Source organism: Sulfitobacter sp. SBS6 (genome assembly GCF_048285585.1).
Taxonomy (GTDB): domain Bacteria; phylum Pseudomonadota; class Alphaproteobacteria; order Rhodobacterales; family Rhodobacteraceae; genus Sulfitobacter; species Sulfitobacter pontiacus.
Window position 1 is genome coordinate 340,330 of sequence record NZ_JBLWBA010000004.1, and the last position, 12,351, is coordinate 352,680.

Annotated in this window: 8 protein-coding genes; 7 read left to right on the plus strand and 1 reads right to left on the minus strand. The window is 62.4% G+C overall.

Annotated features, from left to right (window positions below):
* Positions 1 to 73: 73 nt before the first annotated feature.
* Positions 74 to 694, minus strand: a complete 621-nt coding sequence (locus ACNQ62_RS02870) for an SCO family protein (protein WP_418094155.1) — start codon at positions 692 to 694, stop codon at positions 74 to 76.
* A gap of 99 nt (positions 695 to 793) precedes the next feature.
* On the opposite strand from ACNQ62_RS02870, the gene regB reads away from it, so the two are divergent.
* From regB to addA, 7 genes are all read left to right on the plus strand, one after another.
* A complete protein-coding gene (regB, locus tag ACNQ62_RS02875) occupies positions 794 to 2,191 on the plus strand; it encodes a sensor histidine kinase RegB (RefSeq protein ID WP_064217240.1) in 1,398 nt (465 codons plus the stop codon).
* A gap of 145 nt (positions 2,192 to 2,336) precedes the next feature.
* Entirely contained in the window at positions 2,337 to 3,848 is a 1,512-nt protein-coding gene (locus ACNQ62_RS02880) for a PAS-domain containing protein (protein ID WP_180828492.1), read from the plus strand.
* Positions 3,849 to 3,899: 51 nt separating this feature from the next.
* A complete protein-coding gene (gene tsaE / locus ACNQ62_RS02885; protein WP_005850727.1) occupies positions 3,900 to 4,370 on the plus strand; it encodes a tRNA (adenosine(37)-N6)-threonylcarbamoyltransferase complex ATPase subunit type 1 TsaE in 471 nt (156 codons plus the stop codon).
* The gene (locus tag ACNQ62_RS02890) at positions 4,358 to 5,371 is read left to right on the plus strand and encodes an aminoglycoside phosphotransferase family protein (protein WP_418094156.1); all 1,014 of its coding nucleotides are present in this window, start codon (positions 4,358 to 4,360) and stop codon (positions 5,369 to 5,371) included. Before tsaE ends, ACNQ62_RS02890 begins: the two co-directional genes overlap by 13 nt.
* Positions 5,347 to 6,039, plus strand: coding sequence for a nucleotidyltransferase family protein (locus ACNQ62_RS02895; protein ID WP_418094157.1), 693 nt, complete (start codon positions 5,347 to 5,349; stop codon positions 6,037 to 6,039). Before ACNQ62_RS02890 ends, ACNQ62_RS02895 begins: the two co-directional genes overlap by 25 nt.
* A complete protein-coding gene (gene addB, locus ACNQ62_RS02900) occupies positions 6,032 to 8,995 on the plus strand; it encodes a double-strand break repair protein AddB (protein WP_418094158.1) in 2,964 nt (987 codons plus the stop codon). The genes ACNQ62_RS02895 and addB overlap by 8 nt, the downstream gene beginning before the upstream one ends.
* Positions 8,992 to 12,330: a double-strand break repair helicase AddA gene (gene addA / locus ACNQ62_RS02905; RefSeq protein WP_418094159.1), complete on the plus strand. Its 3,339-nt coding sequence runs from the start codon at positions 8,992 to 8,994 to the stop codon at positions 12,328 to 12,330. Before addB ends, addA begins: the two co-directional genes overlap by 4 nt.
* Positions 12,331 to 12,351 lie beyond the last annotated feature (21 nt).

Sequence of the window (12,351 nt, forward strand, 5' to 3'; positions counted from 1 at the left end):
CATGCTCCGCTGGTTGAATGTTGTACCGGGACTTTATCCAGATATGTGGCGGTGGCCTAGCTTGGTCAAACTTTTACTGATGTTCCACAAAGCAGGCGACCTTGTCGGCCAGCTGTTCTGGCGGGACATCGCGGCGGAAGAAATCGACGAAACCTTCGCCCGGCATCACCAGATAGCTAAAGGTCGAATGGTCCACGAGGTAGTCATCGCCTTCATCCTCATGCGCCTTGTAATAGGTGCGGTAGGCATCGCTTGCCGCTTTGACCTGTGCGGGCGATCCGGTCAGCCCGATCATCTTGGGGTGCATGTTGGCGGCGAAATCTCCAACAACTTCAGGGGTATCGCGGGCAGGATCGACAGAAATGAACACTGGCGTCACGGACATACCACGCGCCTCCAGCTCATCCACGGCGCGGGCGTTCCGGTCCACATCCAGCGGGCAGACGTCCGGGCAGAAGGTATAGCCAAAGTAAACGAGGCTGGGTTCGGTGATCACATCCGCGTCCGTCACGGTCTGGCCTTGGGCGTTCACCAGTTCGAACGGCCCGCCCAATTCGGCACCACCGGCTACGGCAGAGTTCTTGCACTGCGCGTATTTGTCGCTGTCGCCATCGGTCCGGTATACCAGCATCAGGGACACCGCCAGAAACGCCAGCAAGACCAACACCGCGCCAATTGCCAACACTCTTCTCATATTCATTCTCCTGCGCGGTTAGGCGCTCTTGATCCCGGTCGGACACAGACCTACGCTTTCCCTTTATCAACGTAACCGACATTTTGAAAAGGTGCGCCGATGACGCAGGCCGCTAACATTCCCGTGGGTAGAGGCCTGGGCAAGGGCGCGCGCGCCAACTGGATCCGCCTGCGCACAATGATCGTGCTGCGGTGGGTGGCGATTGCGGGGCAACTGACGGCGATCACCGTCGCGCAACGCATCTTTGGCCTGCAGCTGGAACTGGGTCTGTGCTATTTCGCGATTGGCGTGTCGGTGATCGGCAATCTGATCGCCATTCTGGTGTTTCCCGAAAACAAGCGTCTGTCTGAATATGAAAACCTGCTGATGGTGCTGTTCGATCTGGTGCAGCTGGCCTTTCTGCTGTTCCTGACGGGCGGGCTGCATAATCCGTTTTCGCTGCTGTTGCTGGGGCCGGTGACCATCTCTGCCACGGCGCTTAGCCTGCGGTCGACCATCGTGCTTTGTGGCACAGCCATTGGGCTGGCGACGGGGCTGGCGCTGTTTCACCTGCCCTTGATCACACAAGATGGGGGCGTGCTTGAGCTGCCGGGCATCTTTATCTTCGGCATCTGGATCGCGCTGGTGATCGCGATTGTGTTTTCTACCGCCTATTCCCGCCGCGTCACCACCGAGATCCATTCGATGGCCGACGCCTTGGCCGCCACCCAGATGGCGCTGGCGCGCGAACAGAAGCTGACCGACCTTGGCGGCGTGGTGGCCGCTGCCGCACATGAACTGGGCACGCCCCTTGCCACGATCAAACTGGCCAGCAGCGAGCTGTGGAATGAACTGCAAGACCAGCCCGATCTGGCCGAGGATGCCGCGTTGATCCGCGATCAGGCCGACCGGTGCCGCGATATTCTGCGCGACATGGGGCGGGCGGGCAAAGACGATCTGCATCTGCGCCAAGCCCCCTTGATGACGGTGCTTGAAGAAGCCGCCGAACCGCACCGGATGCGCGGCAAGACGTTTACCTTTACGCTCGGGCCAGATGCAGGGGACGCCGCCGACCAGCCCGCGATCCTGCGCCGGCCAGAGGTTATCCACGGCCTGCGCAACCTGATGCAGAACGCGGTGGATTTCGCCGCCACAACGGTCTGGGTAGAGGCGAACTGGTCTGACACGGTGATCTCGGTCCGGATATTTGACGATGGTACGGGCTTTCCTCCGCATATCCTTGGCCGCATCGGTGACCCTTTCATGCGGCGGCGCCCTTCGGACCGCAGCAACGCGCGGCGCCCCGAATACGAAGGCATGGGGCTGGGGCTATTCATCGCCAAGACCTTGCTTGAACGCTCGGGTGCGGAGCTTCGTTTTGCCAATGGGCCGGACAGCGCCCCCAAGACGGACACCCCCGTCGGTGCTGTGGTCAAGGTCACATGGCCCCGCGAAAAGCTGGATGCGCATCACGGCGAAACCCCCCTGCCCACCGGAGAGAACACACGCTTCACGTGATCCCTGCGGAAGCGGCGTGGGGGGCACCAAAGACGATCTCGGCGATTTTCCGCGGTAGGTCTCACGGCCATTCACACGGCGGTTAATAAACTGTTAACTATTTGGGCGCTTAACTGAGTGGAACCCTAAAGAATTGAGTCCCGCCGTGGCTTCCACCTTCGACATTGCGCTCGTGATCTTTGCCATTCTTTCGAGTGGCTATATCGCCTATCTCTGGCTCGATAACGCAGAGACCGCCGACAAGGCCGATCCGCGGGGGGAGCCCGAGCTGTCCTATCTTTTTGACCACGGGGTGTTGCAGCATGCCTCTGGCACGACAGCGCAGTTTTGCCCGCTAGAGGCGGGGTTTCACGAATGGTCCGACTTGCATCACAACGTGTCAGGTCGCTTTGCGATGTTCCCCGACAAACCCCCTTCGACGCCCGAAGGCCAGTTGATCGTCCCGGCCACCGACCCCAAGATTCACACGCTGATCCGCATCACCTGGGAAAAGCACCTGTGCCGCGTGGTGGTGCTGGACCCCAATGATATGGGCGTCGATCTGCGGTCAGAGGCAGAGGTCACGCTGACGCGGCTACGCTCTACCGTGTCGGTGCCGCTTTGGCATACGGACCATGCAAACCGACTGCTTTGGTACAACGATGCCTATCACGAGTTGTTTAACGCCTGTCACCCCGGTCAGGCGATTGAAACCCAGCGGCTGTTTCCCAGCGATTTCAGCAACGCGACCCACCGTCTGTCCTTGCGCGACCGGACCACGGGGGTGAAAGACTGGTACGCGGTCACCCACAGCCAATCGCGTAGCATCAACTGCTATCAGGCGACCTGCATCACCACATTGGTCCGCGCCGAAGAGGCGCAGCGCAATTTCGTGCAAACCTTGACCAAGACCTTTGCGCAGCTATCCATCGGGCTCGCGATATTTGACCGCAAAAGCCAGTTGGTGCTGTTTAACCCGGCGTTAATCGACCTGACCGGATTGGGGGCGCAGTTCCTGAGCGCCCGCCCCGCGATCCAGACCTTCTTCGACAAGCTGCGCGAGGCGCGCAAAATCCCCGAGCCCAAGGATTATGCCACCTGGCGCACCACCGTGTCCGAGCTGATCAGCGCCGCCCATGATGGCCGCTATGAAGAGATATGGTCGCTTGAGTCAGGGCAGACCTTTCGGGTCAAGGGCCGACCGCACCCCGACGGGGCCACGGCCTTTCTGATAGAGGATATCAGCGCCCAGGTCAGTCTGACCCGCACCTTCAGGGCAGAGCTGGAACAGGGGCAGGCGATGCTTGATACGCTGGACGATGCCATCGTCGTCTTTTCGTCGTCGGGTATTCTGACCTTCTCTAACACCGCGTATAATGACCTTTGGGGTGTCGATCCCGACATGACCTTTGCCGATATCTCTATCCACGACGCCATTCAGGGCTGGCACCGCCGGTCCGCCCCCAATCTGCTGTGGCAGGAGATAGAGGATTTCGTGACCAACCGCGAAGATCGCATGAAGTGGAGCATGCCGCTGTATCTTGCCAACGGGACAGAGCTGACCTGCCTGTTTTCCCCCATCGTGGACGGGGCCACGCTGATCCGGTTCCACCAGCCGAAAAAGCCGGTGGCAGAGATTGAAAACCCCGAAGCCGAGAAACCGCCACAAGACGCCTGACGCCCCGCTTTCGCCTTGCGGCGCACCACCGCGCCCAAGTAACCTTGGCGCATGGCATCACACGCACTTGATCTTACGCTGCATGACGCAGACCAAACCGCCCGACTGGCCGTGACCCTTGGGCGCGCGCTCACTGCGGGCGACGTTGTTTTACTGACCGGCGACGTTGGCGCGGGCAAGACGCATTTCGCGCGGGCGCTGATCCAGTCCCTGCTGGCGGTGCCCGAAGACGTGCCCTCGCCCACCTTCACGCTGGTGCAGACCTATGACGCCCCCGCCGCCGCGATCTGGCATGCGGATCTGTATCGTCTTACCTCTGTCTACGAGATCGAAGAGCTGGGGCTGACCGATGCGTTCAGCGATGCCATCTGCCTTGTGGAATGGCCCGACAGGCTGGGCGATCTGCGCCCCGAAGATGCGCTTGATCTGACGTTGACGGTCACCGGCGACGACACACGGCGGCTCTCTGCCACGTGGAACGACGATAAATGGCCCGAAAAGCTGGGGGCATGGCGCAAATGAACGACCGTATGACCGCTATGGACCGCTTTCTTGCCGATGCGGGGTGGGCACAGGCGCGGCGCGATCTGCTGGCCGGGGACGCATCGAACCGCCGCTATGACCGCCTGACCCTTGATGATGGCCGCACCGCCGTGCTGATGGACGCCCCCACCGAGAAGGGCGAAGACGTGCGCCCCTTTGTCCGCATCGCCGATTGGCTGCGCGCGCAAGGGGCCAGCGCGCCCGAGATTTACGCGCAAGACGCAGGCAACGGCTTTCTGCTGATCGAGGATCTGGGCGATGACCTGTTTGCGCGGCTGATGGTCCAATCGCCCGCGATGACGCGGCAGCTTTATACCGCCGCGACGGACTGTCTGCTGGACCTGCACAAGGCCCCGCCCCCCGATCTGCCGCTCTGCGATGCCGATTGGCTGACAGAGGCGGCACAGATGGTGTTTGACTGGTACGCCCCCGACAGCGGCCCCGCGGCGGAGTTTAACGCCCTCTTCACCCCGCTGGCCCGTGCGCTGGACAATAGCCCCCGTGTGATCATTCTGCGCGATTACCACGCTGAAAACCTGTTGTGGCGGCCCGAGCGGACGGGCTCTGCCCGCGTGGGGCTGCTGGATTTCCAAGACGCGCTACAGGGCCACCCCGCCTATGATCTGGTGTCGATCCTGCAAGATGCGCGGCGCGATGTGACCCCGCAGATCGAGACGGCGATGATCGCGCATTACATCCGGCAAAGCGGACAGGATGATGCCGCCTTCCGCAGCGCCTATGCCTTGCTTGGCCTGCAACGCAACCTGCGGATCTTGGGGATCTTTGCGCGGCTTTGCCTGCGCAACGGCAAGGCGCATTATGTCGATTTCATCCCCCGCGTTTGGGGCTATGTGCAGCGTAACCTTGATGATCCGGCGCTTGCACCCTTGGCCAATGTGCTGCGTCCCGCCCTCCCCGCGCCGACCCCCGATTTTCTGAAGGATTTGAAAGCCAGATGCGCCACGCCCCCGATGCCGTGATGATGTTTGCCGCCGGCTTCGGCACGCGGATGCAACATCTGACCAAAGACCAGCCCAAGCCGATGATCCCAGTCGCGGGCAAGCCGTTGATCGACCACGCGCTTGATCTGGCGCGCGGTGTCGCGCCGCGGCGGATCGTCGTGAACCTGCACTATAAGCCCGACGCGCTGCTGGATCATCTGGCAGGGCGCGACGTGCACACGATCGTGGAACAGCCCGATATTCTGGAAACCGGCGGCGGGTTGCGCAATGCGCTGCCGCTTTTGGGCGACGGGCCCGTGTTTACCATGAACACCGATGCAATCTGGGCGGGCCCCAACCCGCTGTCCTTGCTGGCGGACGCATGGGACCCCGACAGGATGGATGCGCTGCTGATGGGCGTGCCGGTGGCGCAGGCCGTGGGGCATGGGGGCGACGGAGACTTTACGATGGGCACCGACGGCGCATTGAAACGCGGGCCGGGGGTTGTCTATGGCGGGGTGCAAATTATCAAAACCGACTTGTTAGAGACGATTTCAGAGCGTGCATTCTCGCTCAACCTCTTGTGGGATGTGATGCTGGACCGCGGGCGGATGTACGGGCTGTCCTATCCCGGCGGCTGGTGCGATGTTGGCCACCCCGGCGGGATCACCCTTGCCGAAGACATGCTGGACGCCGCCGATGTTTGAACCGCAGGACGCACCGCGCGTTTTCGGGCTGGCCCCGGGCGTCGACTTTCCCAAGGAACTGGTGCGGGGTTTGCTTTCGCGGCTGGAAGGGCAACCCGCCCATGCCATCGGGCGGATCGATCTGGTGGTGAACACCCGCAGGATGCAGCGCCGTCTGCGCGATATCTTTGACGCGGGCCCGCCCAGCCTGCTGCCGCGCATCCATCTGATCGACAATCTTGATACCCTTGGCAGCGGCGTTGACCTGCCGCGCCCCGGTCCGGCTCTACGCCGCCGGTTAGAGTTGATTACGCTGGTGTCAAAGTTGCTGGATCAGGCGCCTGAACTGGCCCCGCGCGCGTCGCTTTATGACCTGTCGGACAGTCTGGCACAGTTGATCGACGAAATGCAGGGTGAAGGCGTACCGGTCGAGGCCGTGACCGAGCTGGATGTCAGTGACCAATCGGGCCATTGGGAACGCGCGAAACAGTTCCTCGCCATCGCGCATCAGTATCTGGGGGAAAGCGTCACCCGCCCCGATCCGCGTGCGCGGCAACGTCAGGTCGCACAGCGCCTGATCGCAGAGTGGGAGCAGAACCCGCCTCAGCATCCGGTGATTGTCGCGGGCTCTACCGGATCGCGGGGCACCTCTGCCCTGCTGATGGAGGCGGTGGCAAAGCTGCCGCAAGGCGCGCTTGTGCTTCCGGGTTTCTGTTTCGACATGCCGCAAGCGGTCTGGACCGATCTGGGCGAGGATCAGGAAAAGATATCGCAGGATCATCCGCAATACCGGTTCCGCGACCTGCTGCGCCAGCTTGACATGTCGCGCAGCAAGATCGAGGCTTGGACCGACACGCCGCCGCCCTCTGCCGCGCGCAATGCGTTGGTGTCGCTGTCCCTGCGCCCTGCCCCTGTGACCCACGTCTGGCTGACCGAAGGGCCGAAACTGCCCGATCTGCATCAGGCCACCGAAGGGTTAACCCTGATACAGGCCCCCACCCCGCGTGCCGAAGCGCTCGCGATTGCGCTGCGCCTGCGGCAAGCGGTCGAGGACGGTAAAACCGCCGCGCTGATCACCCCGGACCGGATGCTATCGCGTCAGGTGACCTCGGCGCTGGACCGGTGGAACATCCTGCCCGACGACAGCGCGGGCCTGCCGCTGCATCTGTCGCCTCCGGGTCGGTTCTTGCGTCACGTGGGCGATCTGTTCCTGCGCAAGCTGGATTCCGAAGCCTTGCTGACCCTGCTGAAACATCCGCTGACCCACAGCGGCGGCGATCGCAATTTTCACCAGCTCAACACCCAACGGCTGGAACTGCAACTGCGCCGCGACGGGCTGCCCTACCCTGATGCGGAAGGTGTGTTGAAACTGGCGCGCAAGACGGTATCGCGGTCGAAAGACCCCGCGCAAATGGATGTCTGGGCCGATTGGGTTGGCACCCATCTGACCGAGTGCGAACTCACCGGCGACCGGCCACTGGAAGACTGGGTCGCCCTGCATATGGCGCTGGCCGATGCCATCGCCGACGGTGCCACGCCAAGCCAGCCCAACGGGTTGTGGCAGCATCACGCGGGCGAAGAGGCGGCGAAGGTGATGAACGACCTTGCCGAAAACGCGCCCTATGGGGGCGAGATGTCGGCGGCGGATTACACCGATCTGGTGGGTGCCCTACTGCAACAGGGCGAAATCCGCGACCGCGACGCGCCGCATCCCAACGTCATGATCTGGGGCACGCTCGAGGCCCGCGTGCAGGGCGCCGATCTGGTGATCCTTGGCGGGCTGAACGACAGCACATGGCCCGAAGCCCCGCCGCCCGACCCCTGGCTGAACCGCCAGATGCGCCTGAAAGCCGGTTTGCTGCTGCCCGAACGGCGGATCGGCCTGTCGGCCCATGACTATCAACAATCCATCGCCGCGCCCGAGGTCTGCCTGACCCGCGCGATCCGGTCGGACGAGGCGGAAACCGTGCCTTCGCGCTGGCTGAATCGTTTGGGTAACCTGCTGAATGGCTTGCCCGCGCAGGGCGGCGATGCGGCGTGGAAGGCGATGATCAAACGCGGCGACCACTGGCTGGATCAGGCCCGCGCGCTGGAAACCGTGACCCGTGTGCCCCCCGCGCCGCGCCCGTCGCCGCGCCCGCCCCGTGCCGCACGCCCCCACGCGCTGTCCGTGACAGAGATCAAGCGCCTGATCCGCGACCCCTATGCGATCTATGCCAAACACAGCCTGAAACTGCGTGCGCTGAACCCGCTGGTGCAATCCCCAGACGCGCCTGTGCGCGGCATCATCGTGCACGAAATCATGGAACGGTTCATCAAATCGGTGACAGCGGAGCCTGCGCTTTTGACGAAAAGCCACTTGTTAGAGACTGCCCGCACCGTGTTAGAGGCCGAAGCCCCCTGGCCCGCCGCGCGCGTCATGTGGCTGACCAAGATCGAACGGATTGCCGATTGGTTCATCGAAAACGAGCTGCACCGACAAAGCTATTCCACCCCCGCCGCCTTTGAAAAAGCCGCCAAGGGCAGTCACGCGTTCCCCGATCTGGGGTTTACCCTTATGGGCTTTGCCGACCGGATCGACCGGACGGAAGATGGCGATATTCTGATCTATGACTACAAGACCGGCACGCCGCCCAGTGTGGCCGAGCAGAAAGCATTTGATAAGCAATTGCTGCTTGAAGCCGCGATGGTCGAGGAAGGCGGCTTCAAGGAAATCGGCCCCGCCCCCGTTGCCCAGGCCGCCTATATCGGACTTGGCAGCAAACCGGTGGAACGCCCAGCGCCGCTTGAGGATGAACCCCCGCACGAGGTGCTGGCCAAGCTACACGCGCTGATCACCAGCTACCTGTCGGATGAACAGGGGTTTACCGCGCGCCGGATGGTTAAAACCACGGATTTTGCGGGCGATTATGACCAGTTGGCCCGGTTTGGCGAATGGGATGCCACGACCGAACCCACGCCGGAGGATCTGACATGACCGCCCCCTTTGACGACGCCACCCGCGCCCAGATCGACGCGGCGCGGCCCGATGCCTCTACGTGGTTGGGGGCGAATGCGGGGTCGGGTAAGACCCGCGTGCTGACCGACCGCGTGGCGCGGCTGTTGCTGAACGGGGTCGAACCGCAGCATATCCTGTGTCTGACCTACACCAAGGCCGCCGCGTCAGAGATGCAGAACCGGCTGTTCAAACGGCTCGGTGCCTGGGCCATGCTGACCGACGCCGATCTGCGTCATTCGCTGTCGGAGCTGGGGGTCGAGGATGGCTTTACCCCCGAAAAGCTGCGCATGGCCCGCACCCTGTTTGCCCGCGCCATCGAAACACCCGGCGGGCTGAAAATCCAGACGATCCATTCGTTCTGTGCGTCTCTATTACGGCGCTTTCCGCTGGAAGCAGGGGTGAGCCCGCAGTTCACCGAGATCGAAGACCGCGCCGCCGATCTGCTGCGGGCCGAGATCGTGGATACAATGGCCGAGGGGCAGGATGCCGCGCTGATCACCACGCTGGCGCGGATGTACACAGGCGAGGATTTCAGCAAGCTCACCCGCAGTATCGTCGGGCAGCGCGAAGGCTTTGCTACTGTGCTGTCATGGGAAGATGTGCTGGCGCTGTTCGATCAACCCGCCGACCTGACCGAGGAGAAGATCACAACTTCGGTGTTTCTGGGATCAGAGGCGATGATCCTTGAACAGATGATCCCGCCGATGCGGGCCAAGGGCGGGCTGGACGGCAAAGCGGCGGAAAAGCTGGCGACGATCCAGAAAATGGATATCTCTGCCCTGCCCGTTCTGGAAGATGTGATGCTGACCGGTGCGGGTGCCAAGGAACCCTTTACCGCCAAGGTCGGCAGCCTGCCCACGAAACCGACGCAAAAGCTGCTGTTTGATCTGATGCCGCAGGTCGATGACTTGATGCGGCGGGTCGAAGATGCCCGTGACGCGCGGCTGGCGCTGCGGGCGGCGCAGAAGACCCATGTGCTGCATCAATTCGCACATCGTTTCCTTGAAATCTACGCCCACGAGAAACAGAAACGCGGCTGGCTCGACTTTGATGATCTGATCCTCAAGGCGCGGGCGCTGCTGACCAACCCTGCGGTCGCGGCTTGGGTGCTCTACCGGATCGACGGTGGCATTGATCATATTCTGGTGGACGAAGCGCAGGATACCAGCCCGCGCCAATGGGATGTGATCGAACGGCTGGCGGATGAATTCTACAGCGGCGACGGTGCCCGAGAAGAGGAAGACCGCACGCTGTTCGTTGTGGGCGATAAAAAACAGTCGATCTATTCCTTTCAGGGGGCCGACCCGCGCGAGTTTGATCACAAACAGGATCTGTTCGAACAGAAGATCACCCAAGCGGGTCAGATCTTTCAACGGCGCAGTCTTGAATATTCGTTCCGATCGTCCTCGGCGATCCTGCAACTGGTGGATACAACGCTCGCCCCGCATACAGATGCAGGGTTTCAGGCCGATGCGGCGCATAAGGCGTTCAAATCCGCCCTGCCCGGCCGTGTTGATCTTTGGCCCGTGGTCGAGAAAACCGACGAACCCGATGACCGTGAATGGTCCGATCCCGTCGATCAAAAGTCGGCGCATCACCATACGGTCGTTCTGGCCGATCAGGTCGCGTCGCAGATCAAGGAACTGACCGAGGGCGAACATTATCTTCCCGTCGATACCGATACCCCCGACGCCTTTGCGCGGCGGCGTATTCGGGCGGGTGACTTTTTGATCCTTGTGCAGCGGCGCAGTGATCTGTTCTCTGAAATCATCCGCGCGTGCAAAACCGCCAATGTGCCGATTGCGGGCGCGGATCGGTTGAAGGTCGGGGCCGAACTGGCGGTCAAGGATCTGGCGGCGCTGCTGTCGTTCCTTGCTACGCCCGAAGACAGCCTGTCGCTGGCAACGGCGCTGAAATCGCCTCTGTTCGGGTGGACAGAGCAGATGTTGTTCACCCTGTCCCACTACCGCAAGGAAGATCACCTGTGGCAGGCCTTGCGCAGCAGCGATGCCTTCCCTGAAACCGTTGCGATCTTGCGAGATTTGCGGGCGCAGGTCGATTTCCTGCGGCCCTATGACCTGATCGAACGTATCCTGACCCGCCATGACGGGCGCCGCAAGCTGCTGGCGCGGCTGGGATCAGAGGCAGAGGACGGGATCAACGCCATGCTCTCGCAGGCGCTATCGTATGAACGCGGCGCGATCCCCAGTCTGACGGGGTTTCTGGTGTGGATGCAGACCGACGACCTCGAGATCAAGCGCCAGATCGACAATGCCTCGGATCAGGTGCGGGTGATGACCGTGCACGGGGCGAAGGGGCTTGAGGCGCCGATCGTGATCCTGCCGGACACGGGCAAACGCCCTTTGGTGATCCGGGACGAGATCATCAAGATCGGTGACACGCCCGTGTGGAAACTGTCCGAAGGGGATATGCCCGCTGCCATGCGCGGCGCGCTGGACGACCGCAAGGCGCGCGAGATGGCCGAACGGCTGCGGCTGCTGTACGTCGCGATGACACGCGCCGAGAAATGGCTGATCGTGGCCGCGGCGGGAGAGCTGCCCAAGGATGGCAACAGCTGGTATCAGATGGTCGGCGCCGCGATGGGTCAGGCCGGTGCCAAGCCGGTTGGCAGCTCGGGCGGGATGCGGTTTGAACATGGCGACTGGGATGCGCTGCCGGTGATCGACTCCGCCCCCAAAGCCCACACCACGCCAGTGTTAGAGCCTGCTTTTAACACGCCCCTTACCGATATCCCACTGCGCGCCAAAACGCTGGCCCCTTCTGATCTGGGCGGCGCCAAGGCCCTGCCCGGCGACGATGGCCAATCGGAAGATGCGGCGAAATCCTACGGCAATCTGGTGCATAAGATGCTGGAAACCCTGCCCATGATGCACAGCGACCGCTGGAACGGTGTGCTGCACACGCTGGCGCAGGGATATGATGAAACCCTCGCCCAAGCCGCCTTGAGAGAGGCGATCGCGGTCTTGGATACGCCCGAACTGGCACATGTCTTTGGCAAGGACGCCTTGGCAGAGGTGCCGATCACCGCGCCCTTGGGCCCCAAACGGCTGCACGGGACAATCGACCGGCTGCTGGTGTCGGATACGGATGTATTGCTGGTGGATTACAAAACCAACCGCGTGGTGCCCGATACGCCTGATCGCTGCCCCGAAGGGCTGTTGCGCCAGATGGGGGCCTATGCCGCAGCACTGGCGCAGGTGTTTCCCGATCACCGCATCCGCACCGCTATTTTATGGACCCGTACCGCCACGCTGATGGAACTGCCCGACGCGCTGATCACAAACGCCCTATAGCGGGTGCGCGATCTTGACGGG

Bases quoted from the DNA above. Each gene is read 5' to 3' on its own strand.
- ACNQ62_RS02870 (WP_418094155.1), bottom strand. From the start codon at position 694: ATGAGAAGAGTGTTGGCAATTGGCGCGGTGTTGGTCTTGCTGGCGTTT.
- regB (WP_064217240.1), top strand. From the start codon at position 794: ATGACGCAGGCCGCTAACATTCCCGTGGGTAGAGGCCTGGGCAAGGGC.
- tsaE (WP_005850727.1), top strand. From the start codon at position 3,900: ATGGCATCACACGCACTTGATCTTACGCTGCATGACGCAGACCAAACC.
- ACNQ62_RS02890 (WP_418094156.1), top strand. From the start codon at position 4,358: ATGGCGCAAATGAACGACCGTATGACCGCTATGGACCGCTTTCTTGCC.
- ACNQ62_RS02895 (WP_418094157.1), top strand. From the start codon at position 5,347: ATGCGCCACGCCCCCGATGCCGTGATGATGTTTGCCGCCGGCTTCGGC.
- addB (WP_418094158.1), top strand. From the start codon at position 6,032: ATGTTTGAACCGCAGGACGCACCGCGCGTTTTCGGGCTGGCCCCGGGC.
- addA (WP_418094159.1), top strand. From the start codon at position 8,992: ATGACCGCCCCCTTTGACGACGCCACCCGCGCCCAGATCGACGCGGCG.